Source organism: Actinacidiphila sp. bgisy144, from assembly GCF_057708105.1.
Window position 1 is genome coordinate 84,626 of record NZ_JBYIRM010000029.1, and the last position, 24,918, is coordinate 109,543.

23 protein-coding genes and 1 pseudogene are annotated in these 24,918 nt (G+C 75.0%); 17 read left to right on the forward strand and 7 right to left on the reverse strand.

The window, feature by feature from the left end:
• Nucleotides 1-63: 63 nt before the first annotated feature.
• The 7 genes from AC3EVP_RS28295 to AC3EVP_RS28325 all read left to right on the forward strand — a co-directional run bounded on the left by AC3EVP_RS28295 (nucleotide 64) and on the right by AC3EVP_RS28325 (nucleotide 6,457).
• Nucleotides 64-1,002 carry a M56 family metallopeptidase gene (locus AC3EVP_RS28295; protein WP_435134615.1) on the forward strand — a complete coding sequence of 313 codons (939 nt, stop codon included), beginning with the start codon at nucleotides 64-66 and terminating at the stop codon, nucleotides 1,000-1,002.
• Nucleotides 1,003-1,136: 134 nt separating this feature from the next.
• A complete protein-coding gene (locus AC3EVP_RS28300) occupies nucleotides 1,137-1,880 on the forward strand; it encodes an HAD family hydrolase (RefSeq protein ID WP_335980082.1) in 744 nt (247 codons plus the stop codon).
• A 140-nt stretch (nucleotides 1,881-2,020) separates the two neighbouring features.
• On the forward strand, nucleotides 2,021-2,674 hold the full coding sequence (locus AC3EVP_RS28305) for a TetR/AcrR family transcriptional regulator (RefSeq protein WP_435134618.1): 654 nt from the start codon (nucleotides 2,021-2,023) through the stop codon (nucleotides 2,672-2,674).
• Nucleotides 2,675-2,809: 135 nt separating this feature from the next.
• Nucleotides 2,810-3,487, forward strand: a complete 678-nt coding sequence (locus AC3EVP_RS28310; protein ID WP_335980087.1) for a uracil-DNA glycosylase — start codon at nucleotides 2,810-2,812, stop codon at nucleotides 3,485-3,487.
• A 26-nt stretch (nucleotides 3,488-3,513) separates the two neighbouring features.
• Entirely contained in the window at nucleotides 3,514-4,362 is an 849-nt protein-coding gene (locus tag AC3EVP_RS28315; protein ID WP_335980089.1) for an LURP-one-related family protein, read from the forward strand.
• Nucleotides 4,363-4,365: 3 nt separating this feature from the next.
• The gene (locus tag AC3EVP_RS28320; RefSeq protein WP_435134622.1) at nucleotides 4,366-5,412 is read left to right on the forward strand and encodes an N-acetylglucosamine kinase; all 1,047 of its coding nucleotides are present in this window, start codon (nucleotides 4,366-4,368) and stop codon (nucleotides 5,410-5,412) included.
• A 151-nt stretch (nucleotides 5,413-5,563) separates the two neighbouring features.
• Complete coding sequence (locus AC3EVP_RS28325; protein WP_335980094.1) at nucleotides 5,564-6,457, forward strand: sirohydrochlorin chelatase; 894 nt, start codon at nucleotides 5,564-5,566, stop codon at nucleotides 6,455-6,457.
• Nucleotides 6,458-6,611: 154 nt separating this feature from the next.
• Here AC3EVP_RS28325 and AC3EVP_RS28330 read toward each other — a convergent pair whose 3' ends face one another.
• Both AC3EVP_RS28330 and AC3EVP_RS28335 read right to left on the reverse strand, forming a co-directional pair.
• Nucleotides 6,612-7,652 carry a lactonase family protein gene (locus AC3EVP_RS28330; protein ID WP_335980096.1) on the reverse strand — a complete coding sequence of 347 codons (1,041 nt, stop codon included), beginning with the start codon at nucleotides 7,650-7,652 and terminating at the stop codon, nucleotides 6,612-6,614.
• Between the two features lie 154 nt (nucleotides 7,653-7,806).
• Nucleotides 7,807-9,648 carry a hypothetical protein gene (locus AC3EVP_RS28335; RefSeq protein WP_435134625.1) on the reverse strand — a complete coding sequence of 614 codons (1,842 nt, stop codon included), beginning with the start codon at nucleotides 9,646-9,648 and terminating at the stop codon, nucleotides 7,807-7,809.
• A gap of 254 nt (nucleotides 9,649-9,902) precedes the next feature.
• Here AC3EVP_RS28335 and AC3EVP_RS28340 point away from each other — a divergent pair.
• Nucleotides 9,903-10,379 (forward strand): annotated as a pseudogene (locus AC3EVP_RS28340) (Lrp/AsnC family transcriptional regulator); the annotation flags it as partial.
• 188 nt (nucleotides 10,380-10,567) lie between these two features.
• Here the strand turns inward: AC3EVP_RS28340 and AC3EVP_RS28345 are convergent.
• The gene (locus tag AC3EVP_RS28345) at nucleotides 10,568-11,188 is read right to left on the reverse strand and encodes a DJ-1/PfpI family protein (RefSeq protein ID WP_435134628.1); all 621 of its coding nucleotides are present in this window, start codon (nucleotides 11,186-11,188) and stop codon (nucleotides 10,568-10,570) included.
• A 70-nt stretch (nucleotides 11,189-11,258) separates the two neighbouring features.
• The gene (locus AC3EVP_RS28350) at nucleotides 11,259-12,335 is read right to left on the reverse strand and encodes a GlxA family transcriptional regulator (protein ID WP_435134631.1); all 1,077 of its coding nucleotides are present in this window, start codon (nucleotides 12,333-12,335) and stop codon (nucleotides 11,259-11,261) included.
• A gap of 405 nt (nucleotides 12,336-12,740) precedes the next feature.
• On the opposite strand from AC3EVP_RS28350, the gene AC3EVP_RS28355 reads away from it, so the two are divergent.
• The 3 genes from AC3EVP_RS28355 to AC3EVP_RS28365 are packed head-to-tail and all read left to right on the forward strand — an operon-like array spanning nucleotide 12,741 to nucleotide 14,718.
• Nucleotides 12,741-13,163, forward strand: a complete 423-nt coding sequence (locus AC3EVP_RS28355; RefSeq protein ID WP_335980105.1) for an RlpA-like double-psi beta-barrel domain-containing protein — start codon at nucleotides 12,741-12,743, stop codon at nucleotides 13,161-13,163.
• A 26-nt stretch (nucleotides 13,164-13,189) separates the two neighbouring features.
• Nucleotides 13,190-13,822 (forward strand): cell wall protein, encoded by a 633-nt coding sequence (locus AC3EVP_RS28360; RefSeq protein ID WP_335980107.1) that lies wholly within the window; start codon nucleotides 13,190-13,192, stop codon nucleotides 13,820-13,822.
• Nucleotides 13,823-13,833: 11 nt separating this feature from the next.
• The gene (locus tag AC3EVP_RS28365; RefSeq protein WP_435134635.1) at nucleotides 13,834-14,718 is read left to right on the forward strand and encodes a MauE/DoxX family redox-associated membrane protein; all 885 of its coding nucleotides are present in this window, start codon (nucleotides 13,834-13,836) and stop codon (nucleotides 14,716-14,718) included.
• Nucleotides 14,719-14,824: 106 nt separating this feature from the next.
• Here the strand turns inward: AC3EVP_RS28365 and AC3EVP_RS28370 are convergent, their stop codons facing one another.
• The gene (locus AC3EVP_RS28370; protein WP_435134638.1) at nucleotides 14,825-15,856 is read right to left on the reverse strand and encodes a LacI family DNA-binding transcriptional regulator; all 1,032 of its coding nucleotides are present in this window, start codon (nucleotides 15,854-15,856) and stop codon (nucleotides 14,825-14,827) included.
• Between the two features lie 213 nt (nucleotides 15,857-16,069).
• Here AC3EVP_RS28370 and AC3EVP_RS28375 point away from each other — a divergent pair, with 213 nt between their 5' ends.
• Nucleotides 16,070-17,980: a glycoside hydrolase family 35 protein gene (locus AC3EVP_RS28375; protein WP_435134641.1), complete on the forward strand. Its 1,911-nt coding sequence runs from the start codon at nucleotides 16,070-16,072 to the stop codon at nucleotides 17,978-17,980.
• 37 nt (nucleotides 17,981-18,017) lie between these two features.
• Here AC3EVP_RS28375 and ligD read toward each other — a convergent pair whose 3' ends face one another.
• Nucleotides 18,018-19,031, reverse strand: a complete 1,014-nt coding sequence (gene ligD, locus AC3EVP_RS28380; RefSeq protein WP_435134644.1) for a non-homologous end-joining DNA ligase — start codon at nucleotides 19,029-19,031, stop codon at nucleotides 18,018-18,020.
• A gap of 74 nt (nucleotides 19,032-19,105) precedes the next feature.
• On the opposite strand from ligD, the gene AC3EVP_RS28385 reads away from it, so the two are divergent.
• Entirely contained in the window at nucleotides 19,106-20,176 is a 1,071-nt protein-coding gene (locus tag AC3EVP_RS28385) for an ATP-dependent DNA ligase (RefSeq protein ID WP_435134647.1), read from the forward strand.
• A 115-nt stretch (nucleotides 20,177-20,291) separates the two neighbouring features.
• Here AC3EVP_RS28385 and AC3EVP_RS28390 read toward each other — a convergent pair whose 3' ends face one another.
• On the reverse strand, nucleotides 20,292-20,714 hold the full coding sequence (locus AC3EVP_RS28390; protein WP_435134650.1) for a secondary thiamine-phosphate synthase enzyme YjbQ: 423 nt from the start codon (nucleotides 20,712-20,714) through the stop codon (nucleotides 20,292-20,294).
• 130 nt (nucleotides 20,715-20,844) lie between these two features.
• Between AC3EVP_RS28390 and AC3EVP_RS28395 the strand changes: the two genes are divergently transcribed.
• The 4 genes from AC3EVP_RS28395 (at nucleotide 20,845) to AC3EVP_RS28410 (ending at nucleotide 24,854) form a co-directional block, all read left to right on the forward strand.
• Nucleotides 20,845-21,618, forward strand: coding sequence for a glycoside hydrolase family 3 N-terminal domain-containing protein (locus AC3EVP_RS28395; RefSeq protein WP_435134653.1), 774 nt, complete (start codon nucleotides 20,845-20,847; stop codon nucleotides 21,616-21,618).
• Between the two features lie 121 nt (nucleotides 21,619-21,739).
• Nucleotides 21,740-22,591, forward strand: coding sequence for a patatin-like phospholipase family protein (locus AC3EVP_RS28400; protein ID WP_435134656.1), 852 nt, complete (start codon nucleotides 21,740-21,742; stop codon nucleotides 22,589-22,591).
• 160 nt (nucleotides 22,592-22,751) lie between these two features.
• Nucleotides 22,752-23,891 (forward strand): NAD(P)-binding domain-containing protein, encoded by a 1,140-nt coding sequence (locus AC3EVP_RS28405; protein ID WP_435134659.1) that lies wholly within the window; start codon nucleotides 22,752-22,754, stop codon nucleotides 23,889-23,891.
• A 177-nt stretch (nucleotides 23,892-24,068) separates the two neighbouring features.
• A complete protein-coding gene (locus tag AC3EVP_RS28410; RefSeq protein ID WP_435134668.1) occupies nucleotides 24,069-24,854 on the forward strand; it encodes a (Fe-S)-binding protein in 786 nt (261 codons plus the stop codon).
• Nucleotides 24,855-24,918: the final 64 nt, after the last annotated feature.

The window sequence follows — 24,918 nt, forward strand, 5'->3', positions numbered from 1 at the left end:
TGTACGTCACATCGGCGTCCTTGCCGCGTCACAGTGCGCGGGGCGGCTCCTAGGGTGATCGGCATGACGGTCCCGTGTGTGCTGCTGGTTCTCGGCGCACTTGCGGCGGCGATGGCGCCGCGTCTGCTCGCCCGTGCCGAATGGCCCGAGCGCGAGCCGGTACTCGCCCTGTGGGTGTGGCAGTGCGTCGTCGCCGCGGTGCTGCTGTGCTGCGTGTCCGCGATGGCGCTGACCGCGTCCGCCGCCTGGGCGGCGGTGCGCGGCCATGTCTTCGCGTTCGCGCCGCACGGCGTCGAGGACGCCTACGGGCTGGCCGGGTACGGACGTTGGGCGGGCACCCTCGCGGTCGCGCTCGCCCTCGGCGGCGTGTGGACCGCCGCGATGCTCACCCGCGAGGTGCGTGCCGCACGCGGCCGGCGCCGCTCCCGCCGGGCCGAACTCCAGGTGCGCTCGCCGCGGCTGCCCGGGGAGACGGTGCCGCCCGGCGAGCGGCTGGTCGTACTGGAGGACCACCGCTGCGACGCGTGGTGGCTGTCGGGCGCGCGGCCGCAACTGGTGATCACCACCGCCGCGCTGGGCCGGCTCAAGGGCCGCCAGCTCGACGCCGTCCTCGCCCACGAGCAGGGCCACGCCCGCGCCCGCCACGACCTGCTGCTGCACTGCGCGGGCGCGCTCGCGGGCGGCTTCCCCCAGGTCCCGGTCTTCGCCGCCTTCCGCGACCAGGTGCACCACCTGGTCGAACTGGCCGCCGACGACACCGCCTCGCGCCGTTTCGGCCGGCTCACCACGGCCCTGGCGCTGGTGGAGCTCAACGAACCCCGCGGTGTCTTCGGCCCCTCCCCGCAGCCGCTGGCCGAGCTGCCGGGCCGGGTCAACCGCCTGCTGGCGCCGGCCCCGCGGCTGCCGGTCGCGCAGCGGCTGCGCCTGACGGTCCTGGCCCTGCTGGTCCCCGCGGTGCCGCTGATCATCACCTTCGGCCCGGGCCTGCACGCCCTGACCTGAACCGGCCGCGACCGTCCGCGGCTATCCCGGGTCGGCCCGCGCCGCCCCACCCGCCGAGCATCCGAACCGCCGCGGAACGCGTCTGGAATGCTGGACCCAGCGACCACTACCGGGGAGGCACCATCAAGGCGGTCATGTTCGATTTCTCGGGCACCCTGTTCCGGATCGAGCCCTGCGAGCGCTGGCTCCGGGGCGCGCTCGCGGCCGAGGGCGTCGAGGCGACGGACAACGAAGTCACCACGTACGCACGGGAGTTGGAGCGGGCGGGGGCGCAGCCGGGCGGGGCGCCACCGGAGGCGCTGCCGGCGGAGCTGACCGAGCTGTGGCAGACCCGGGACCTCACCGCGGAGCGGCACCAGGCGGCGTACACGGCCCTGTCCCGGTCGGCGGGCCTGCCCTGGGACATCCACGACACGCTGTACGAGCGGCACCGCAGTCCCGCGGCGTGGCAGCCGTACCCGGACACCGCGCGGGTACTGGCCGCACTGCGTGAGCGCGGGGTGCCGGTGGCGGTGGTGAGCAACATCGGGTGGGACCTGCGGCCGGTCTTCCGGGTGCACGGCGTGGCGGACCTCGTCGACGCCTTCGTGCTCAGCTATGAGCACGAGGTGCAGAAGCCCGACCCGCGGCTGTTCCAGGTGGCGCTCGACGCGCTCGGCGCCGGCGGCGAGGCGGCCCGCGAGACGGTGATGGTCGGCGACAGCGCGCAGGCCGACGGCGGCGCGACGGCGCTGGGCTGCCGGTTCCTGCTGGTGGACCCGCTGCCGGTCGCGGACCGGCCCGACGCGCTGCTGGCCCTGCTGGACCCGCCGGCCTCGTCCGGCGCGCGTCAGGACGCCGGGGCCGGGCGCCAGGAAGCGGGCGGCAACGGACCGTAGAACGGCACAACCGGGCGTCCGCTCCGACGATCCCCCGTGTCGTCGGAGCGGACGCCCGATCCCCGTACACCCGCCACTATCTGGCCCGGCGAGCCGCGTTGAGTATATTGGCTCAGAGCCAGTCAACGCAGGAGTTCATCATGTCCCCTCGCAGCGCATCGGTCAATGAAGCGATGCGACAGCGTTCGCGCGAACGCCTGTTGCAGGCGACCGTCGAGCTGGTCGAGGAACGCGGCTACGAGGCCACGACACTGGCCGACATCACCAAACGCGCCGGTTCCGCACGCGGCCTGGTGTCGTACTACTACTCGGGGAAACGGGCGCTGGTGCAGTCCGCGGTGCACCGGCTGATGAACCGGGAGCTGGCCGCGGCGCTGGCGGCCGAACCCGAGCCGACCGACGGCGACGAGGTGCTGGCCCGCGCGATCGACGCGATCCTCGGGCTGACCGTCACGCACACCAAGCTGATGCGCATCCACATGTCCCAGATCCTGGCCGACGAGGGCTTCATCCAGTGCCCGGAGCAGCAGCGGCTGGCGGCACTGCTGGAGGAGGCCGTGGTGCGGTGGGGTTCGGAGACCGCGCGGGAGGAGTACCGGCTGCTGCGCGCGCTGCTGATGGGCGCGACCGTGGCGCTGCTGCTGCCGGGCGCGCCGATGCCGGTGGCGCGGCTGCGGTCGGAGCTGTTCCAGCGCTACCGGCTGGACTGGCAGTTGGGGGTGCCGCCCTGCGCGCAGGACCCGCGCGAGCCGGCCGGCCTCCCCGACGCCGCCACCCCCCTCAAACCCGCCTGACCCGGCCGCCCGCCGCGGCTGCCGATCGCCGCCGCCCGGACCACGGAGTTCGGGCCCCGCGCGCGCTGCCGCCCGGGGCGTGGATCGTGGACTCGGGTGCGGGGCAGGGGGGTTGAGCCAGTAGAGTGACGGACTGTGACTGCGCGACCGTTGGACGAGATTGTCGAGGCGGGCTGGGCGAAGGCGCTCGAGCCCGTGGCGGACCGGATCGCGGCGATGGGGGACTTCCTCCGCGCCGAGATCGCCGCGGGCCGTACGTACCTGCCCTCGGGGGCCAACGTGCTGCGCGCCTTCCAGCAGCCCTTCGACGAGGTGAAGGTGCTCATCGTCGGCCAGGACCCGTACCCGACGCCGGGGCACGCGGTCGGGCTGAGCTTCTCCGTCGCGCCGGACGTGCGGCCGCTGCCGGGCAGCCTGGAGAACATCTTCCGCGAGCTGCACAGCGACCTCGGCGCGCCCCGGCCCTCCAACGGCGACCTGACCCCCTGGACGCGGCAGGGCGTACTGCTGCTCAACAGGGCGCTGACCACGGCCCCGCGCCGCCCGGCCGCCCACCGCGACAAGGGCTGGGAGCAGGTGACCGAGCAGGCGATCCGGGCGCTGGCCGCCCGCGGCCGCCCGCTGGTGTCGATCCTGTGGGGCCGCGACGCCCGCAACGCGCGCCCCCTGCTCGGCCCGCTGCCCGCGATCGAGTCCGCGCACCCCTCGCCGATGTCGGCGGACCGCGGCTTCTTCGGTTCGCGCCCCTTCAGCCGGGCCAACGACCTGCTCGTGCAGCAGGGCAGTCAGCCTGTGGACTGGCAACTGCCCTGAGCCGGGCCGCGGGGTAGTCTGCCCGGGTGACGACGCATTCCAACACCCCGGCCGGCTGGTACGCCGACCCGCAGGGCACTCCGAATCTGCTGCGGTACTGGGACGGCGCCCAGTGGACCGAGCACACCAACCCCGGCCAGGTCCCGGGCCAGCAGAAGCCCTCACAGGAGGGCGGCAGCGCCTGGGAGCTGGACGTCAGCCGCTCGCCCGACCCCGCGCGCATCCAGCACCAGGTGCAGGGCCAGGCGGGCGTCGCCTCGCCCGGCTACGGCGGTGGCACCCTGTTCACCGAGCCGGTCCTGGTGGTGAACCAGAAGGCGAAGCTGATCGAGCTGGTCAACGAGTACACCGTCTTCGACCAGAACGGCCGGACCCTCGGCTCGGTGGTGGAGGTCGGCCAGAGCACCGCGAAGAAGGTGCTGCGCTTCGTCTCCAGCGTGGACCAGTTCCTCACCCACAAGCTGGAGGTGCGCGACGCGCAGGGCGTGCCGCAGCTGGTGCTCACCCGCCCGGCGAAGCTGATCAAGTCCAAGGTGCAGGTGCACCGGGCGAACGGCGAGCCGCTGGGCGAGATCGTCCAGCAGAACGCCTTCGGCAAGATCAAGTTCGGCTTCATGTACAACGGCCAGCAGATAGGCGCGATCAAGGCCGAGAACTGGCGGGCCTGGAACTTCGCCATCGTGGACCACACCGACACCGAGATCGGCCGGATCACCAAGACGTGGGAGGGCCTGGCGAAGACGATGTTCACCACCGCCGACAACTACGTCCTCCAGATCCACCGGCAGCTGGCCGACCCGCTGCTGAGCATGGTCGTGGCGTCCGCGCTCACCGTGGACACCGCGCTCAAGCAGGACTCGCGCGGGCTCGGCTGACACGTGCGGGATTCCTTCGGGCAGCCGGGCGCGGACGGCGCCGGCCCGTGGGTGCTGGGGATCGACTCCGGCGGCTCGGGCGTACGCGTCGGGCTCGCGCCCGCCGGTGCGCCGGCGGCCGCAGCCGTGGCCGCGGCCGACCGCCCCGCGGTCACCGGCCCGCACGGCATCGACGCGGCGAGCCTGCTGACGCGGGTACGGCCGCTGGCCGCGGAGCTGATGGCGTCCGCCGGGGCCGAGCGGATCGCGGCGGCCTGTGTCGGCGCGGCCGGGATGGCCACGCTCGGCGACGACCTGCGCGCCCACCTGCCGGCCGCGCTCGCCGACGCCTTCGGAGTACGGCACCTCGCGCTGGCCGGCGACGCGGTGACGGCGTACGCGGGCGCGCTCGGGCTGCGCCCCGGCGTGGTGGTGGCCGCGGGCACCGGGATGATCGCGCTGGGCACCGGCGCGGACGGCGGCGGCTGGCGGCGCGCGGACGGCTGGGGCCATCTGCTGGGCGACGCCGGCGGCGGCGCCTGGATCGGCCGCGCGGGCCTGGACGCGGCCATGCGCGCCCACGACGGGCGCGCCGGCGGCTCCACGGCGCTGCTGGCCGCGGCCCGGGAGCGCTTCGGGCCGCTGGACACGCTGCCGGGGCAGCTCTACCCGCGGCCCGACCGCGCCGCCGTGCTCGCCTCCTTCGCGCCCGACGTGGCCCGGCACTGCGGCAGCGACCCGGTGGCCGAGGGCATCCTGCGGCAGGCCGCGGCGCACATCCTCGAGGCGGCCGCCGCCGTACGGCCCGGCCCCGGCCCGGTCGACGTGGCGCTGGCCGGCGGGCTGTTCCGGATGGGCGAGCCGCTGCTCGGCCCGCTGCGGCAGCAGGCGGCCGGACTGCTGCCCGGTGCCGCCCTGGTGCCGGCCGCGGGCGACCCGCTGGACGGCGCGCTGCTGATCGCGGACGCCCTGCGGCAGGGCCCGCTGCCGCTGCCCGCCGACCCGGGCCTGCTCTCGGTCACGGTGGCGGACCGCCCGCGGACGCCGCCGCGGGCACGACCGGAACCGTAGGGCCCCCGACCGCGGGGCAGCCGCCGTTCGGGGCACCCCAGGCGTACCGCCCGTCACACCCCGCCGTCGAAACGGACACTTCCGGACAGGTCCGACCTCCTTCGCACCCGGGCGAACAAGGAGGCGGCGCAACGCGTTAGCATGCGTCGCCATGAGCAATGCCACAGGGCCCGCCTCCGGCCTCCCCGTTCGAATGCCGCGTCCGCGCCAGCCGGGACGACACCGCCGCCCGGAGGCGCTCAGCGCGCCCGAGGGTTCCCCGGCGCTGGTCCTCGCCGTGCCGGGCACCCCGACCGCAGCGGCGCTCAGCCTGGCCGAGGAGGTCGTGAGCATCGCCCGCTCGGAGCTGTCCGGGCTCGACCCCCGGATCGCCTTCGTGGACGGCGAGGACGGCGAACTGGGCGACTTCCCGTCGCTGCGCGGCGTTCTCGACCAGCTGGCGGTCGAACGGCCCGGAGAGGACACCTCGGCGGTCGTGGTGCCCCTGCTGGCCGGCCCCGAGGCGGCGGCGCTGCGCCGGATCAGGCAGGCCGTGGTCGACAGCAAGGCCCAGGTGGAGCTGACCGACGTGCTCGGCCCGCACCCGCTGCTCGCCGAGGCGCTGCACGTGCGGCTGTCGGAGGCGGGGCTCGCGCGCGCCGACCGCGCCCGGCTGTTCACGGTCGCCACGGCGGCCGACGGCATCATCCTGGCCACGGTGGGCGGCGAGGAGGCGGCGCAGGCGGCCGGCGTGACCGGGCTGCTGCTGGCCGCGCGGCTCGCGGTGCCGGTGCTGGCCGCGGCGCTGGACGTGGACGGCGCGATCGCGACCACCGCCGAGCAGCTGCGGGCGTCGGGCTCCTCCACGCTGGCGCTGGCGCCGTGCCTGATCGGCCCGGAGATCGCCCCGCAGCTGCTGCACACCGCGGCGGAGGAGGCGGGCTGCTCGGGCGCCGACGCGCTGGGGCCGTACCCGGCCGTCGGCAAGCTCGTGGTGACGCAGTACGCCACGGCGCTGGGCATCGCGCTCCAGCCCGCCCAGCCGGGCGGCGCGCAGCAGCAGTAGCGGCCCGTCACAGGGCCGCCAGGACGCGAACGGCGCGGGCGCCTCCCCGGGTTGCCGAGGGGGCGCCCGCGCCGTGCGCAGGACGTACGGTGCCGCGGCCCGAGGGGCGAGCCGGCGGCCTGACGGGCGGCCGACGGGCGGACGGGCGCGCGACTCAGGCGAACAGCACGCAGGACACCGCGGGCAGCTGGAGCGCACCGGACCGCGCGGGCATCCCAGTGGCCTCGTCGACGTCGAACCAGGTCACGTCGCCGGAGCGCTCGTTGGCGGCGTACAGGCGGGTGCCGGACGGGTCGAGGGTGAGGTGGCGCGGCCAGGAGCCGCCGCAGTCCACGGTGTCGAGGAGTTCGAGCTGCTCGCCGCTGTCGTCCAGGCGGAGCACCGCGATGCTGTCGTGGCCGCGGTTGGCGGCCCAGGCGAAGCGGCCGTCGGGCGAGACCACCAGCTCCGAGGGGTAGTTGTCGCCCGTGGCGCCCTCGGGCAGCACCCGCGTCTCGGCGAGCGGCCGCAGGCTGCCCTTGTCCGCGTCGAAACGGCAGACGGTGACGACGGAGTCCAGTTCGTTCAGCACGTAGGCGTGGCCGCCGCGGGGGTGGAAGGTCAGGTGGCGCGGGCCGATGCCGGAGCGCAGGCCGAGTTCGCGTTCCACCTCCAGCTCGCCGGCGGACGGCTCCAGTTCGCACACCCGGACCGAGTCGGTGCCCAGGTCGACGGTGAGCAGCCAGCGGCCGCTGGGGTCGGGCACCACCGCGTGGGCGTGCGGGGCCTCCTGGCGCTGCCGGTTCGGGCCGTCGCCCTCGTGCTCCAGGACGCAGCGCACCGCGCCGAGCGCGCCGCCCTCCTCGACGGCGAGCACGCTGACGCTGCCGGGCGCCGCGTAGTTGGCGGTGGCCAGGTGGCCGCGGTGCAGCGCCAGGTGCGTCGGGGAGCCGCCGCGCACCGGGACGGGCGCGCCGAGCAGCTTGGGGGCGGCCGGGTCGGCGAGCGAGAAGGCGGCCGCGGTGCCCTCCGGTTCGCTCTCGCCGACCGTGTAGAGGGTGCCGCCGTCGGCGGACAGGGCCAGGAAGGACGGGTTCGCCACTTCCGCGGTGTGGCCGAGCGCGGTCAGCGCGCCCGTGCCCGGGTCGACCTCGGCGGCGGTGAGCCCGCGCCCGCCCGCCGACGTGAACGACCCGATGTACGCATGTCCGGCCACTTGCCGTACCTCTTCCGACTGACGTCTTTACGGCGGCTGAGAGTAGTACCTGTGGCGGTCCACGTCGCCCCCGGGTCACCCGGTGGGGGCATGGCGGACCCCCGGCGCGACGCGCGCGGTCGCGGCCGGGGGTCCGGTTCGCGCGGCCGGACGGTCAGAAACCGCCGTAGGACGACACGGTGTAGGCGCAGTCGGTGTAGTAACTGCCCGAACGCAGCGTCTCGGAGTCCGCGTGGGAGGTCGCGGAGGAGTCACCCGACGGTTTGTGCAGGAAGTAGATGGTGCCGGTCGGCAGGTAGATGGTCTTCTGCGGGTAGTGCTTGCCGCTGGCCTGGCAGGCGCTGCCCTGCGCGCTGATCTCGCTGGAGTAGTCCGAGCAGCTGCTGCACGCCGGCAGGGTGAAGCTGCCGGTGACCTTGCCGGTGTAGAGGATCTCGACCGGGTCGGGGCTGTCGTTGCTGACGATCAGTTTGATGCTGCCGCCGGAGGCCATCGTGGGCACGTGCTTGCCCGCGGCGGACTCCTCCTTGGCGATCTCGGCGGCGATGGCGAACTTCTTGGCCAGCGCGTGGTGCGTGTCGTGCGGGTACTTGTCGGTGAAGTCGTTCATCGTGGTGAGCGCGGAGTCGAAGTCGCCGGACTTGTACTGGTGCACGCCGCAGGCGTAGGTGCCGGACTCCACATGGCTGTCGGCGCGCGAGGAGTCCTTGGTCAGGGCGTCCTTGGAGCTGCCCTGCGCCTTGTCGGCGAGGGTGGTGGCGAAGGAGCCGAGGCCGGTGACGCGGCTGGTCGCGCCGCAGGGGTCGCTGCCGCCGATCGCCTTGACGGCCTTGTCGATCGTGCCGCTGACGGCCGGCTCGACCTTCGCGGCCTGCGCCGACTGCGGGAAGGTGGTGAGCAGGTCGGCGAGGTCGTCCTCGTCGCCGCCGGACGCGGTGGTCTTCGAGGTGTTCTCCAGGTCGAGCACGCCGCATTCGTACAGCGACGTCGCCAGGCGGTCGTCGGGCCAGGTGGCGAGCGAGCCGAGGCCGTCCTTGCCGAACGTGCCGGGCACGCTGCGCAGGTACTTCAGCGGCGGTATGGCGTCGCAGTACTGCTGCTGGTCGTAGGGGGCTGCGACGGTCCGGTAGAAGGTCCGCATCCGGTCCGGCACGAGCTTCGCGGCCTTGGAGCCGGAGTGGTGCTTCTTCAGGTCGCGGTAGGAGTCCAGGGCCGAGGTGTAGTTGGGCTGGGCGGTGGCGAAGTCCTTGCCCTTGGCGGCGGTCACCTTGCCGTCGGCGGCGGCGAGGCGGTCCAGCAGCATCTTCTGCGTGGCGTCGTCGCGCGCGTGGTCGTAGAGGACGACGCCGCCGGCCGGTACGGCCAGCAGCACCAGGCCGATGACGACGGCGACCGGGGCCAGCGGCGGCCAGGACAGGCGGGTGCGCAGGCCGCGCCACGCGCCGTGCGCGGCGGCCAGCAGGAGGAAGGCCAGGTATCCGTAGCGGACGCCGCCGGCGACGCCGTCCGGCTTGGCGGGGAGCGCGACCACCAGCAGGACGGCGGTGGCGATCAGGCAGACCGCGAGGCCCAGCCAGCGGCGCATGGCGGCGTAACCGAGGCCGAGGCCGCTGAGGTTGAGCAGGCCGACCGCGACGGCCCGCAGCGCGTCGGCGGGCGGGCGGGGCGCTGCGGGCGGGGCGGGTGGCGGCAGGGGGAAGCCGGCGCCGCTGCCGGGCGGGCCGAAGCCGCCGGCGGGGGCGCCGTACGCGCCGTAGCCGCCGTAGCCGCCCGCGGTGGGCGGTCCCGGGGGCGCCGCGGGGGGCGCTGTGGGGGGCGCCGGCGGCACGGGCGGGACCGGCGGGGGTGTGCCGTAGCCGGCCCCGCCCGGGGCGCCGTAGCCGCCTGTCTGCGGGGAGCCCGGGGTCGCCGCGCCCCCTGAACCGCCCGCGTCACCGGGCGGCCGCGCGTCCTGCGTCCCGCCGCCCCCGGCCTCGTTCTGCCTGTCCCAAGACACCGCGAACTCCCCCCACCCTCGGTCACCGTCGTCGCCGTCCGCGGGCACGCGTGATCACGCCCGCACGTGGGCGGAGCCTATGCGTACCGGCCGCTTCCTGCCCGTAAATATAAAGATTCCGTCAACAGACCGCCGGTTCCCGCCGGGACGGACTTTTCCGTCCGGCCAGGCGGTGGCTCGAAATGATCGTCGGCCGCACGCCCGTCGGTACGGTGAATATGCCAAGAACACAGCCGTGAGGGGACCACCGGCCCATGCCCGTCGACGCCCTGGACGCCCGTATCCTGCGGCTGCTCCTGAAGCAGCCGCGCACCAGCGTCCGCGAGTACGCCCGCATCCTCGGCGTCGCCCGCGGCACCCTCCAGGCGCGGCTGGACCGCATGGAGCGCGACGGTGTGATCACCACCGCGGGCCCGCGCGTCTCCCCCGCCGCGCTCGGCCACCCGGTGCTGGCGTTCGTGCGGATCGAGGTGACGCAGGGCCAGCTCGACGGGGCCGGCGCGGAGTTGGCGGCGGTGCCCGAGGTCATCGAGGCGTTCTCGATCACCGGCGGCGGCGACCTGCTCGCCCGGGTCGTGGCCCGCGACAACGCGCACCTGGAGGACGTCATCCAACAGCTCATACGGCTGCCGGGCGTGGTCAGGACGCGCACCGAGATCGCGCTGCGGGAGCGCGTCGCCGAACGGGTGCTGCCGCTGGTGGAGTCGGTGGAGCAGGCGGCGGAGCAGCCGCCGCGCACCGGGGAGCCGGACACCGCCGCCGAGGGCGGCGGAGGGGAGAGCGGCGGAGGGGAGAGCGGCGGAGGGAATGGCGGGGCGGGTGAGGACACCGCCGCACCGGTGCCCTCACCCGCCCCGGACATCCCCGCGGTGCCGTCCCAGGCGCAGCGGCACCAGGCGCCCTCCCACGGGCCGTCGGCTCAGCGCGCCGCCAGGTAGTCCTTCGCCTCCTGGGGCGCCTTGGCCGGGGACCCGGCGTCGAACGGCGGCTGCGGGTCGTACTCGATGGCGAGTTGGAACGCCTGGGCGGCCACCGGGCCCTCGATGAGCTCGGCCAGCCGCAGCGCCATGTCGATGCCGGCGGAGACGCCCGCGGCGGTGATGATGCCGCCGGGCTGCTCCACCACGCGCTGCTCGGTGTAGGCGGCGCCGAAGGACTCCAGCCGCGCGACCTCGCTCCAGTGGGTGGTGGCGGCGAGTCCGTCCAGCAGCCCGGCGGCGCCCAGCAGCAGCGAGCCGGTGCACACGGACGTGGTCCAGGTGGTGGTGGCGTGCACGCGGCGCATCCAGTCCAGCAGCGCCGCGTTGTCCAGGTTCCGCCGCGCGCCGGGCCCTCCCGGCACCAGCAGCACATCGGCGGACACGATGTCGTCGAAGGTCGCGGTGGGGACGACGGTCAGCCAGCCGGCGTCGTCGGTGACCGGCGCGGCGGACCGCGCGGCGAAGACCAGCTCGGCGCCGGGCAGCATCCGCAGCACCTCGTAGGGGCCGACGGCGTCGAGCGAGGTGAAGCCGTCGAAGACGGGGACGACGATACGCACGGGCGATACCTTTCGGTAATGATCATTTTCGGGCGCGTCCGGTGCGGTCCTCCGCCCGGGCCGCCCGCTGTCAGAACGGCGGTACGACCGCGTCCGCCGGCAGGGCCCGGGATACGGGCGCGGGCCCGTCGGCCGGCCGGTCCGCGGATACGGGCGCGGGTGCCGCGAAGTGCCGCCGGTACTCGCCCGGGGTGACCTGGACCCGGCGCTTGAAGCTGCGGTGCAGCGTCTCGACCGTGCCGAACCCGCAGCTGCGGGCGACCGCGTCGATCGTGGTGCCGGTCGACTCCAGCAGCCGCCGCGCGGCCTCGATCCGGGCCTGCTCGACGTACGCCGCCGGGGTACGGCCGGTCTCGGCGCGGAAGACGCGGGTGAAGTGGCGCTCGCTCATCCCGGCGCGGGCGGCGAGCACCGGCACCGCGAGGTCCTCGCCGAGGTGGTCGGCGATCCAGTCGAGGACCTCCCGCAGCGTGGAGCGCTCCGGGCGCTGCGCGGCGAGCTGGGTGCTGAACTGGGCCTGGCCGCCGGGGCGCTGCACGAACATCACCAGGTGGCGCGCGATGGTGCGGGCCGCCTCGGGGCCGTGGTCCGCCTCGACCATGGCCAGCGCGAGGTCGATGCCCGCGGTGACCCCGGCGGAGGTCCACACCTCGCCGTCGCGGACGAAGATCGGGTCGGGGTCCACGGTGACGGCCGGGTAGCGCTCGGCGAGGGCGGCGCACTTCGTCCAGTGCGTGACGGCGCGCCGCCCGTCGAGCAGCCCGGTCTCGGCGAGCAGGAACGCGCCGGTGCACACCGACGCGACCCGGCGGGCGCGGCGCGCGGTCGCCGCGAACCATCCGACGAACTCCCGGTCCCCGCAGACCCGGTGGACGCCCGGGCCGCCGACGGCGACCAGCGTGTCCACCGGGCGGTCGTCCTGGGCGGCGGCCCGGGTCGGCGTCACCACGAGCCCGCTGCTGGACGTGACCGGATCGGGCCCGGGCGCGACCACCTCGATCACGCTCCGCCCGGGCGCGCGGCCCCGCGGCCCGTCGGCGCGGGCGGCCGCCAGCCGGCCGGCGTTCGTGAACGCCTCGTGCGGCCCGGTCAGGTCGAGGATCTGGAAGTCCGGGTAGACGGCGAAGACGGTCCGGCTGCTGGTCACCCGGCCATCGTGGGCGCGGGCGGGGAATGGCGGCAAGGACACGGCTATGACGATTCCGGCCACCGCGCCGGGCGGTGGAGTCATCTACGCGCGTCCGCCCTCTGGCGGACGCGCGTAGAAACGCGCATCATGGCCGTGCCCCACCGCACTGCCGCCCCACCGTCCCCACCCGGCACGGCCGCAGGCGCCCGCCCGTTCCCGGGCCGCCGCCTGTTCGCGGCGCCGCGCGCGGCTCCACGAGGCACCACGGGCACGTCGCAGACCGCACGTCGCACAGGGCACACCGCACCCAGCACGCCGCACCCGGTTCCGGCCGTACGCCGGGACACCGCCGTACAGGTAGTTGTCATGCACGCGACATTTCTTCCCCTCCCCCACCCCACCCGAAGTCGAAAGGAACCCGACATGGCTTGCGGATCGACCAGCCTCTGGGCAGGCGAGAGCACCTGGTTCTGCTGCGGCAGCTCCTGGGGCCCCTGCGGCAGCGCCGGCACCGGCGCCTGCGGCACCTGCCAGTCCAGCTCCCACATGGCCGCCTGGCCCAACACCACCGCCGCCTGCTACGCGATCACCCGGCCCGACGTGTGCGGCGAGGGCATCCCGCGGCGCGGCTGCGGCTCGGTGATGAACGTCAAGCACCAGTGCTCCGGCGCGCAGGTGTGCGTCACCGTCGCCGACTGCGGCCCGCGCACCCAGAGCTTCTGCGGCGAGGCCACCTGCTGCAACGGCAGCTGCCGCACCAACCGCGTGATCGACCTGACCCCCGCGGCCTTCTCCGCGATCGGCAGCCTCAGCTCCGGCATGCTGCCGGTCTACATCTACGAGTGACCCGGCCCGGAAGGAGGAGCACCGACATGAGCAACCACCAGGACCCCAGGGGCCGTTCCGGCTTCGACCGCAGGCGCTTCCTGACCACCGCCGCACTCGGCGGGGCCACCATCGTGGGCGCCTCGGCGCTCGGCGGGCTCGACGCCGACGCCGCGTTCGCCGCACCCGGCCCGTCACTCGACCCGGCGATCACCAGATCGACCTTCGCCGAGGGCCGGATCACCGCCATCAACGGCTCCGTGCTGGAAGTGGCCGGCTCGACCGGCGAGCGGCACCTGATCCAGCTCACCAACGCCACCAGCGTCTGGAAGCTGCGCACCACCACCGCCGAGGCGATCGAGGTCGGCGACGGGCTGTACGCGCGGGGTGTGGACATGCCCGACGGCACCATCGCCGCTGACGCGGTGTGGGTGAACATCGTCAACCTGTTCTGCACGGTGCGCGGCATCGCCAAGGACCGCCTGCACCTCACCCACGGCGACGGCAACCACGCCGTGGTGGGCCGGATCGTGCCCGAGACGACCACCGCGTCCTACCTCGGCGGGTCGCTCACGCCGGACCTGACCCGGGTGCGGATCGGGCAGACCGCGCAGGTGCTCGGCGCGTGGCGGCCCGCGGACGACTCGGTGGACATCGCCCGCGTCACGGTCGGGCATTGAGGGGCGGCGCGATGATCCTCGACCTCGCTCCCCTGGTGTGCGGTGTACTGCTCGCGGCGACCGGGGCGGCCAAGCTGTTCGGCCGGCGCACCGCGCAGGTCGCGGCGAACACCGTGCTGGTGCGGGTGCTCGGCAACGGCCACCGGGCGGCGTTCGCGCTGCGCGCGGTCGGCGCCGCCGAACTCGCCGCCGCCGCGGGCCTGCTGGCCGTCCCGGGCACGGTGCTGCCCGGCGCGGCGACCGCGCTGCTCGGGGCGGGCTTCACCGGCTATCTCGGCTACGCGAAGGCGACCGCGCCGCAGTCCTCATGCGGGTGCAGCGCCCGCGACGAGGGCCCGATCGGGGCGCGCGCGTTCCTGCGGGCGGGCGCGGTGCTGGCCGCCGGGGTGGCCGCGGCCTTCGCGGGCACCGCCTGGTGGTCGCGGCTGGCCCGGGACCCGGGCTGGTCGGTGCTGGTGCTCGCGGCGGCCGCGGCGGCGCTGCTGGCGCTGTCCCGGGACCTGGACCGGGTGTGGATGCCGCTGCGGCGGCTGCGGGTTCGGGTGTTCGGCACCCCGCTGCCGTCCGGCCCGGGCGGGCGGGTGCCCCTCGAGGCGTCGGTGGAGTTGCTGGAGCGCTCGCTCGCCTGGCAGGCGTCCTCGCCGATCGTACGGTCCGGGCTGCTGGACTCCTGGGACGAGGGCGGCTGGCGGGTGCTGCGGTACGCCGGGGTGCACGCCGCCGCCGGGGGCGCCCGCCCGGTCAACGTGCTGTTCGCGCTGGACGACCGGGCGACCACGGACGCCAACCCGAGCCCGGCGGTGCGGGTCTCGGTGGTCGACGACCGCACCCAGGAGGTCGTACCGGTCGACCTGCTGGCGCTGTCCGGGCTGCACAGGCCGCTGCGGATGGTCTGACCCGGCCCGGGGGCGCCCCGGGACACCCGAGGCACCCAAGGCCCCCGGGGTGGCCGCTTCCGGCGGGGAGCGATCACCCCGGGGAGCCCCGGGGCTCCCCGGCAGGTCAGCGCGGCCGGGCCGCAGCGGTGCTCGCGCGCACCACCAGCGCCGGTTCCACGGACGCGGGTTCGGGCGCCGCGCCGGGCTCGGCGATCGCCCGCACCAGGTGCGCCACCGCCAACTCCCCCATCCGCGCGAAGGGTTGCGCGACCGTGGTCAGCGACGGCGAGCAGTACTCGGCCAGCGCGATGTCGTCGACCCCGACCACCGAGATGTCCTCCGGCACCCTGCGCCCGAGTTCGTGCAGCGCCCTGATCACGCCGAACGCCATCTCGTCGCTCGCCACGAACACCGCGGTGACGTCCGGAATCCGCCCCAGGACCAGGCCGTTGCGGTAGCCGGAGGCGGGCGACCAGTCGCCGGCCAGCTCCGGCGGCACCGTACGCCCGGCGGCCTCCAGTTCGGCCCGCCAGCCGGCCGCGCGGCTCGCCGCGTCGAGCCACTGCTGCGGCCCGGCGACGTGCCAGACGGTCTCGTGGCCGAGGTCGAGCAGATGGCGGGTGGCCAGCCGGGCGGCCAGCGACTGGTCGACGGCGACCACCTCGGTGGCCGAGGTGCGCGAGCCGTCGATGGTGATGGTGGGCACCGCGCCGGTCAACTGCTCGATCTGCCGCGAGACATGGATCAGCGGCACCGCGAGGATCACGCCCTCCACGTGCTGGTCGGCCAGCCGCTGGAGCGCACCCTCGATCGCGGAGGTGTCCAGCGAGGCGGTGGTGGCGGTGCTCACCGCGTAGCCGGCGCTCTGGGCGGCGTGCTCGATGCCCGAGGTGAGCGCGGTGCGCGAGTAGAAGCTCGTCTGGAGGGTGACCACGCCGATGGTGCGGCTGCGGCCGGAGGAGAGCATCCGGGCGGCGTTGTTGCGCCGGTAGCCCAGCTGCTCCACCGCCGCGAGCACCTTCGCGCGGGTCGCCGCCTGCACGTTCGGATGCCCGGCCAGGGCGCGGGAGACCGTCTGCGCGGACACCCCGGCGACCCGCGCGACATCCGTCATCCCCGGCGGCCGTGCGGTCCCGCGCCCGCTCTGCTTGTCCATGGGCCCCTTCCGCTCCTGGCCCGATGATAACGGCCCGCTCCCGGGTGCGCGGGCCGCGCCACCGCGCCCGTACGGCCCCGGGACCCGTCTTGGCATCGATAACATCCTGTGCGACAGTTCCACCCGAGACTGCTCCACCCGTGAGCACGTCACCAGGGAGCAGGCATGACGGACCCGGCGGCGGACCGGACGGTATCGGTATCATTTCGTGGCATGGCGGTGGGCGTGGCAGCCGGCCTGGCAGTGGACCCGCGGCGGCCCGCGGACGAAAGCGCCGTACCCGCCGCGGACGGATCGGCCGGGCCGCCCGCGCCGATCCTCACCCACCGGCGGGGCACGCTCCTGCGGGACGGCGAGCCGCACCGGATGCTCTCCGGCTCGCTGCACTACTTCCGGGTGCACCCGGCGCAATGGGCGGACCGGCTGGCCCGGTTGGCGGCGCTGGGCCTCAACACCGTGGACACCTACGTGCCGTGGAACTTCCACCAGCCGCGCCGCACCGCCCCCCGCTTCGACGGCCCGCGCGACCTGGAGCGCTTCCTCGCCCTCGCCCAGGACGCCGGCCTGGACGTGGTCGTCCGCCCGGGCCCGTACATCTGCGCCGAGTGGGACAACGGCGGGCTGCCGTCCTGGCTGACCGGGCTGCCCGGGATACGGCCGCGCACCTCGCAGCGGCTGTTCCTGGAGGAGGTGGCGCGCTGGTTCGACGTGCTGGTGCCCAGGATCGCGGCGGCCCAGGCGGCGTACGACGGGCCGGTCGTCGCGGTGCAGGTGGAGAACGAGTACGGCAGCTACGGCGACGACACCGACTACCTGGAGTGGATGCGCGACGCGCTGGTGGCGCGCGGCATCAGCGAACTGCTGTACACCGCGGACGGGCCCACCGAGCTGATGCAGGACGGCGGTTGTGTGCCGGGCGTGCTCGCCGCCGCGACGCTCGGCTCGCGGCCCGGCCAGGCGGCGCGGCTGCTGCGCGAGCGCCGTACGGACGAGCCGTTCGTGTGCGCCGAGTTCTGGAACGGCTGGTTCGACCACTGGGGAGACCCGCACCATGTGCGCTCGGCCGCCGGCGCCGCCGCCACGCTCGGCGAGATCCTCGACGAGGGCGGCTCGGTGAGCCTCTACATGGCGCACGGCGGCACCAACTTCGGCCTGTGGGCGGGTGCCAACCACGACGGCACCCGCTTCCTGCCCACCGCCACCAGCTACGACTCCGACGCGCCGATCGCCGAACACGGCGCGCTCGGCCCGAAGTTCTTCGCCCTGCGCGAGCAACTCGCCCGGGTGGCAGGCGCATCCGGGACCGATGCCGCGGCGGACGGAGCCGGAGCGGAGGAGCGCCCGCTGCCGCCGGAGCCCCGGCTGCTCGCCCCGCGCACCGTGCCCGTCCGGCGCGGCGCGGGCCTGCTCGACGGGCTCACCGCGCTGTCGGCGGCCGTCCGGTCGCCGTACCCGATGAGCTTCGAGGAACTGGAGCAGCCCTCCGGCCTGGTGCTGTACCGGGCGTGGCCGCGACTGCCGCACGGCACCCAGGAGTTGACGGTCAGCGGGCTGCACGACCGGGCGCAGGTCTTCGTCGACGGCGCGCCCTGCGGCGTGCTGGGCCAGGAGACCGGTTCGCTGGCGGTCGAGGGCGCCGGCCGGCGGGTGCGGCTGGACCTGCTGGTGGAGAACCAGGGCCGGATCAACTACGGCCCGCTGCTGGGCCAGGGCAAGGGCATCCTCGGCGGGGTGCGGATCGAGCGGCGGTACGTGCACGGCTGGGAGATGTACCCGCTCCCGCTGGACGAGTGGCCGGCGTCGGACGTGCGCAGCGCGCCGGACGCCGCGCCGCCCGGGGGTGGCGCGGGCTTCGCCGACGCGTCGTTCGACCTGCCGGAGCCCGCCGACACCTTCCTGGCCCTCCCCGGGTTCGGCAAGGGCTTCGCCTGGGTCAACGGCACCCTGCTGGGCCGCTACTGGGAGATCGGCCCGCAGCAGACGCTGTACGTCCCCGCGCCGCTGCTGGCCGCGGGCGGCAACACCGTCACCGTGCTGGAACTGGAGCGCTTCGGGCCGCGGATCGAGCTGCGCGACCGCCCGGAGCTGGGCCCGCCGGAGGAGTACGTCGAGACCTTCGACTGAGGCGCCACCGCGGCCCGGCGCACGGGCGGCGGGCGCGCTACCCGGCCTGCTTCTTCGCCCGGCTGGGCTGGACCCGCTTCGGCTCCCCGGCCATCTTCGGGTGGTCCGGCGGGTAGGGCAGGTCGCCCAGGCCGTGTTCGGCCTCGTCGCGCGCGGCCAGCTCCAGGGCCTCGTCGAGCCGGAAGGCGTGCTCGTCCATGTCCGCGTGCAGGTCGCCGACCTCGGCGTACCGGCCGGGCATCGTGGCGAGGTCGAAGTCGTCGGGCACCGCGCTGTCCAGCTCGTCCCAGCGCAGCGGCGCGGAGACGGGCGCCTGCGGGCGCGGGCGGACCGAGTAGGCGCTGGCGATGGTGCGGTCGCGGGCGGTCTGGTTGTAGTCGACGAAGATCTTCGCGCCGCGCTCCTCCTTCCACCAGGCGGTGGTGATGTGCCGCGGGTCGCGCCGCTCCAGCTCACGGGCGACCGCGATCGCCGAGCGGCGGACCTGGACGAAGGTCCACTCGGGGGCGATCGGCACGAACACGTGCAGGCCCCGGCCGCCGGAGGTCTTCGGCCAGCCGGTCAGGCCCAGGCCGTCGAGCACCTCGCGCAGCAGGTGGGCGGCGCGCACCGCGTCGGCGTAGTCGGTGCCGGGCTGCGGGTCGAGGTCGATGCGCAGCTCGTCGGGGTGCTCGGTGTCCGTGCGGCGCACCGGCCAGGGGTGGAAGGTGAGGCAGCCGAGGTTCGCCGCCCAGGCCACGGCGGCGGGCTCGGTGGGGCAGATCTCGTCGGCGTGGCGGCCGCTGGGGAAGGAGATGCGGCCGGTCGGGATCCACTCGGGGAGGTTCTTCGGGGCGCGCTTCTGGAAGAAGGACTCGCCGTCGACGCCGTCGGGGTACCGCTCCAGCGTGGTGGGCCGGTCCCGCAGCACGCGCAGGATGCCGTCGCCCACGCTCAGGTAGTAGCGGACGACGTCGGCTTTGGTGAACCCGCGCGCGGGGAAGTACACCTTGTCCGGGTTGGTCACGCGGACCGTGCGCTCGCCGACCGTGAGCTCCAGCGCTTGTGCCATGCCCTTCACGCTAGGCCGCATGCCGGCCGCCCGCTCGGCGGGCGCCCGGCTGCCGGGCGGCGGACAATCCGGGCATGGACCTTCCCGTGCTGCCGCCGGTGCGGCCGATGCTGGCGAAGACGGCCGCGGCCGTGCCCCCCGGGATGCTGTACGAGCCGAAGTGGGACGGCTTCCGGGCGATCGTCTTCCGCGACGGCGACGAGGTGGAGCTCGGCAGCCGCTCCGGCAAGCCGCTGACCCGCTACTTCCCCGAGCTGGTCCGGGCGCTGCGCACCCACCTGCCCGCGCGCTGCGTGCTGGACGGGGAGATCGTCGTCGCCGCGGGCGGCCGGCTGGACTTCGACGCGCTGCTGGAGCGCATCCACCCGGCCGACTCCCGGGTGCGCCACCTGGCGGAGGCCACACCGGCGAGCTTCGTCGCCTTCGACCTGCTGGCGCTGGGCGGCACGTCGCTGATGGACACGCCCCAGCGGGAGCGGCGGGAGGCGCTGCTCGACGCCCTGCGAAAGGCGGACGCGCCCGTGCACGTCACGCCCGCCACCGGTGAGCTGGTCCGCGCGCAGGAGTGGTTCGAGCAGTTCGAGGGCGCCGGCCTGGACGGCGTGGTCGCCAAACCGTACGACCTGCCGTACCGGCCCGGGGTGCGGGCGATGGTCAAGGTCAAGCACGAGCGGACCGCGGACTGCGTGGTCGCCGGGCTGCGGCCGCACAAGAGCGGCCCGGTGGTCGGCTCGCTGCTGCTGGGCCTGTACGACGCCGGCGGGCAGCTCCAGCACGTCGGGGTCTGCGCGTCCTTCCCGATGGCGCGGCGCCGGGCCCTGATGGAGGAGCTGGCGCCGCTGCGGATGGAGTCCGTCGCGGGCCACCCGTGGCAGGAGTGGGCCAGTCAGGAGGCGCAGGCCGCCGGCCGGCTGCCGGGCGGCCCGAGCCGCTGGACCGGCGGCAAGGACCTGTCGTGGGTGCCGCTGCGCCCCGAGCGCGTGCTGGAGGTCGCCTACGACCACATGCAGGGCGGCCGCTTCCGGCACACCGCGCAGTTCCGCCGCTGGCGCCCGGACCGCAGCCCGGACAGCTGCACGTACGCGCAGCTGGAGGAGCCGGTGTCGTACGAGCTGGCGCAGGTGCTGGGCGGCGGCGCGGGCTGAGGCCGGCGCGCGCGGCGGAAACCGGTGCGTACGTCACCCGGTGCGGTCTCCTTGCGGGTCGCCGACAGGCAGCCGCACGCTGCGGGGAGCGGGCTCGGTGCGGGGGCCGGGCGGCTCAGCCGAGGAAGCTCAGGCGTACCTGGCGGTCGGTGTTGGAGACGTTGGTGTCCACCAGGACGACGGACTGCCAGGTGCCCAGGTCCAGCCGGCCGCCGATCACCGGGAGCGTGGCGTGCGGCGGCACCAGCGCGGGCAGCACGTGGTCGCGGCCGTGGCCGCGCGGGCCGTGCCGGTGCTGCCAGCGGTCGTCGGCCGGCAGCAGGTCGCCGAGCAGGGCGAGCAGGTCGTCGTCGCTGCCCGCGCCGGTCTCGATGACGGCGATCCCCGCGGTGGCGTGCGGCACGAAGACGTTGAGCAGCCCGTCCCGCTCCTGCGCCACCTCCCGCAGGAAGCCGGCGCACGCGCCGGTCAGGTCGTGGACCGTCTCACGGTCGCCGGTACGGATGTCGAGGACGCGGGTTCCGAAGCTATCGGCCATGCCCTCCATGGTCGCGCACCGGCCCGGCGGCCGCCTCGGCGCCAGGTCGCGGGGGCGTTGCCCCGGCCGAGGATTGGTCTGTACCATTCGGGAGTTCGCCGCCTGCCGCGCCCCGAAGGGGGACCCCGCCGTGAAGACGCTGCACCGGCTCGCCGTGCTGGTCGACTCCTGCGTGCTGCCCTCCGTGCGCGGCACCGGCCCCCACCTGCCGGAGTGGATACTGCGCGGCCTGGAGCGGGGCACGCCGGGCGCCGCCGTACACGCGTACGGCCCCGCCGCCCGGGCCGCGTCGGACGCCGTACGGGCCGCCCTGCCGGACGCCCTCACCGGCCACCTGGGCCCCGCGGGACCGCCCGGCCCCGCCGGACCGCCCGGCGCCGCGACCGCCGCCGAACTGCTCGCCGCGGGCGCCAACCTGCACCTGGCGGTACCGCCGAGCGACCGCCCCGACGCCACCCGCACGTTCGTGACGGACCTTCAGGCGCACGGCGTGGCCGCGGCGTTGGGGCCCTTCACCGGCATCGGCAGCCTCCGGCCGTTCGCGGAGGGCGCCGCCGCGGGCGTACGGGCCATCTCGGCGGCCGCCCCCGCGGCCCTGAGCGCCCACGTGGTCACCGGAGTGCTGCGCGGCGAACTGGGCTACACCGGGGTGGTGGTGAGCGAAGCGCTGGACGCGCCGTCCGTGGTCGACGGCTGGGGCGTGCCCGGTGCCGCCGTCCTCGCCTGGATCGCCGGGGTGGACCTGGTCCGGCTCGGGCCCGGCAGCGGCCCGGGCGTCCGCGAGGCGATCCACGCGGCCGCCGCCCGCGCCGTCTCCGACGGCGACCTCCCGATCGCCCGCCTCGAAGAGGCCGCCGACCGCGTCGCCCGCCTGCGCCGCTGGGCCTCCGGCCCCCTGGTCTAGGCGGTGTCCCGGATGGAGCTCGTCGCATGCGCAATGCGCCGCCGCCCTCATCGTGCGGTGAACTCCTGAAGAGAGGATCATGGTCGGGTTCCGGGTGGTTCGTACAGCGAGGAGTCGTCCCATGGCACATCCGACCCAGCCCCTCTCGCGCGCTCTCGTCCTCGGCGGAGGCGGTGTGACAGGCATCGCTTGGGAAGTCGGCGTCCTGGCAGGGCTCAGCTCCCAGGGAGTCGACTGGAGCAAGGCCACCTCCGTGATCGGAACCTCGGCGGGATCGTTCGTCGGAACCGCCGTCGCCAGCGGCTACGACCTGGAGCGGCTCTTCGCCTCCCAGCTCGGCCCGGACGACAACGAGGTGGCGGGCAAGGCGTCCGAGGCCACCATGGCCGCCTGGTGGGCGGCCCTCGCCGAGGGCGGCGACGACCCGCGCAAGGTCGGCGCGGCGATGGGACGCATCTCCAAAGCAGACCCCGAGCCCGTGCCCTCAGCCACCCGACGGCACGTCGTCACCTCTCGTCTGGTCACCGCGGACTGGCCCGCCGGCTTGAAAGTCACCGCGATCGACGCCGACACGGGCGAGCTGCATCTGTTCGACGAGCACGCGGGCGTCTCGCTGACCGACGCTGTCTCCGCGAGCGGTGCGGTCCCCGGCGTCTGGCCTCTCGAACACTTCCAGGGCCGTTCCTGGGTGGACGGCGGCATGGTCTCCACCGCCAACGCACGCCTGGCCGCCGGGCACGACAGGATCGTCATCCTGGCGCCGATGCCTGACGGCTACGGGCAGATTCCCGGCGCGGCCGCGGATGCGGAAGCCTTGGCCGAACAGGCCGAGGTATGTCTCATCGTGCCGGACGAACAGAGCGTCGAGGCCATCGGCCCCAACCCGTACGATCCCCAGCGCCGGAAGGCCGCAGCACAAGCCGGGCGGGCCCAGGCCGATGCCCTGGCCGACAAGATCGCCACGCTGTGGTGAGCGGCCACCCCTGATCGTCGGCAAGATCCCCCGCCCCGCACCGGGGCCGTCACGGTGTGGGGCGGGGAACAGGACGGGCATCTCAAAGCCAGGGCCGGCCCAGGGCTCGCCTGGCGCGGCCGGGGGGAAGCAATGCGGGGCGGGCGTGGTTGGCACCGGCATGGACGAGGTACAGGCGGGCCGGATGCCGGGGGCGGACGGGGCGGCGGTCGCGGACGCGGACGTCGCGGTGGTGGGCGCGGGCCAGGCGGGCCTGTCGGCGGCGTACTTCCTGCACCGGGCGGGCCTGCGGGCCGGCACGGACTTCGTGGTGTTCGACCACGCCCCGCGGCCCGGCGGCGCCTGGCAGTTCAGGTGGCCGTCGCTGACGTACGCGAAGGCGCACGGGGTGCACTCGCTGCCCGGGATGGAGCTGGCCGGCGGCGACCCGGACCTGCCGTCCTCGCAGGTCGTCGGCGCCTACTTCCGGCGGTACGAGGAGGAGTTCGACCTGCGGGTGCTGCGCCCGGTGGACGTGGCGGCGGTACGGGAGGGGACCGGCGGGCGGCTGCGGGTGGAGACCGACCGCGGCACCTGGTCGGTGCGGGCGCTGCTGAACGCGACGGGCACCTGGGACCGGCCGTTCCTGCCGTACTACCCGGGCCAGGAGAGCTTCCTCGGGCGGCAGCTGCACACCGCCGGCTACCGGGGCGCGGCGGAGTTCGCCGGGCTGCACGTCGTGGTGGTGGGCGGCGGCACCTCGGCGGTGCAGTTGCTGATGGAGCTGAACGAACCGGGCGGCGCGGCCCGCACCACCTGGGTGACCCGGCGGCCCCCGGTCTTCCGCGACACCCCGTTCGACGAGGAGTGGGGGCGCTCGGTGGTGGCCCGGGTGGACGACCGGGTGCGCCAGGGCCTGCCGCCGCAGAGCGTGGTGAGCGTGACGGGCCTGGCCGCGACCGAGGCCGTACGCGAGGCCCGGGCCCGCGGGGTGCTGCGCCGGGAGCCGGTCTTCGACCGGATCACCCCGCACGGCGTGGCATGGGCCGACGGCCGGACGCTGGACGCCGACGTCATCCTGTGGGCCACCGGTTTCCGGGCGGCGCTGGACCACCTCGCCCCGCTGCGGCTGCGCGAGGCGGGCGGCGGCGTCCGGCTCGACGGCACCCGCGTGGTGAAGGACCCCCGGGTGCACCTGCTCGGCTACGGTCCGTCAGCGAGCACCATCGGCGCCAACCGGGCCGGACGCAGCGCCGTCCGCGAGATACGCGCGCTGCTCGCAGCCGGGGACGGTGCGCCGCTGCCTGTGCCCGCCGGGTGAGCCCGCGGCCCGCCGGGGGCACCTGACGCCCCGCCGGGACACCTGACGTCTCACCGGCGCCGAAGCGCAGGGCAGGAAACATCGGATGTATGCTTCCCCCGCTGTGCGCGCTTGGGGCAGTATGAGCGCATGCCTGATCGACAGCCGAGCGGCGGCGAGGTGCGGCACGAAGACACCTTGCGGGTCGCCCTCTTCGTGACCTGTGTCAACGACCTCCTGTATCCGGACACCTGCCGGGCCGTGGTGCGACTGCTGGAGCGGCTGGGCGTGGAAGTGGACTTCCCCGAGGCCCAGACCTGTTGCGGCCAGCCGCAGTTCAACACCGGCTACCGGCACGAGACCGAGCCGCTGGCCCGCCGCTACGCCGAGGTCTTCGACGGCTACGACTACGTGGTCACGCCGTCCGGCTCGTGCGCGGCCATGGTGCGCGACAACTACCCCCGGATCGCCGAGCGCGCGGCCGCCGAGGGCCGGGACGGCGACGGCAGCCTCGCCGCGGCGGCGGCCCATGCCGTGCCCAAGACGTACGAACTGACGGAGTTCCTGGTGGACGTGCTCCAGGTGACGGACGTGGGCGCGTACTTCCCGCACACCGTCGCCTATCACCCGTCCTGCCACGGCCTGCGCATGCTCGGGCTGGGCGAACGGCCCCGGAAGCTGCTCCAGGCCGTCAAGGGCCTCCAGCTGCGGGAGTTGGAGGGCGCCGAGGAGTGCTGCGGCTTCGGCGGCACCTTCGCGGTCAAGAACCCGGACGTGTCCGTCGCCATGGGCCAGGACAAGGTCCGGCACGCCCTCGACACCGGCGCCGGGGTGCTGTGCGGGGCGGACAACTCCTGCCTGATGCACCTCGACGGCATCCTCCGCCGGGACCGCTCGCCGCTGCGGACCGTCCACATCGCGGAGATCCTCGCGTCCACCGAGGAACACCCCTACTGGCGCGCAGAGACAGGAATCGTCCGATGAACGGCACCTATCTGGGGCTCCCGTCCTTCCCCGACGCCGCGCGGGTGTCGACGAAGGACACCCG

Coding starts and splice junctions, on each gene's coding strand:
- AC3EVP_RS28295 (WP_435134615.1), top strand. CDS start 64: ATGACGGTCCCGTGTGTGCTGCTGGTTCTCGGCGCACTTGCGGCGGCG.
- AC3EVP_RS28300 (WP_335980082.1), top strand. CDS start 1,137: ATGTTCGATTTCTCGGGCACCCTGTTCCGGATCGAGCCCTGCGAGCGC.
- AC3EVP_RS28305 (WP_435134618.1), top strand. CDS start 2,021: ATGTCCCCTCGCAGCGCATCGGTCAATGAAGCGATGCGACAGCGTTCG.
- AC3EVP_RS28325 (WP_335980094.1), top strand. CDS start 5,564: ATGAGCAATGCCACAGGGCCCGCCTCCGGCCTCCCCGTTCGAATGCCG.
- AC3EVP_RS28355 (WP_335980105.1), top strand. CDS start 12,741: ATGGCTTGCGGATCGACCAGCCTCTGGGCAGGCGAGAGCACCTGGTTC.
- AC3EVP_RS28360 (WP_335980107.1), top strand. CDS start 13,190: ATGAGCAACCACCAGGACCCCAGGGGCCGTTCCGGCTTCGACCGCAGG.
- AC3EVP_RS28365 (WP_435134635.1), top strand. CDS start 13,834: ATGATCCTCGACCTCGCTCCCCTGGTGTGCGGTGTACTGCTCGCGGCG.
- AC3EVP_RS28370 (WP_435134638.1), bottom strand. CDS start 15,856: ATGGACAAGCAGAGCGGGCGCGGGACCGCACGGCCGCCGGGGATGACG.
- AC3EVP_RS28375 (WP_435134641.1), top strand. CDS start 16,070: ATGGCGGTGGGCGTGGCAGCCGGCCTGGCAGTGGACCCGCGGCGGCCC.
- ligD (WP_435134644.1), bottom strand. CDS start 19,031: ATGGCACAAGCGCTGGAGCTCACGGTCGGCGAGCGCACGGTCCGCGTG.
- AC3EVP_RS28385 (WP_435134647.1), top strand. CDS start 19,106: ATGGACCTTCCCGTGCTGCCGCCGGTGCGGCCGATGCTGGCGAAGACG.
- AC3EVP_RS28390 (WP_435134650.1), bottom strand. CDS start 20,714: ATGGCCGATAGCTTCGGAACCCGCGTCCTCGACATCCGTACCGGCGAC.
- AC3EVP_RS28400 (WP_435134656.1), top strand. CDS start 21,740: ATGGCACATCCGACCCAGCCCCTCTCGCGCGCTCTCGTCCTCGGCGGA.
- AC3EVP_RS28405 (WP_435134659.1), top strand. CDS start 22,752: ATGGACGAGGTACAGGCGGGCCGGATGCCGGGGGCGGACGGGGCGGCG.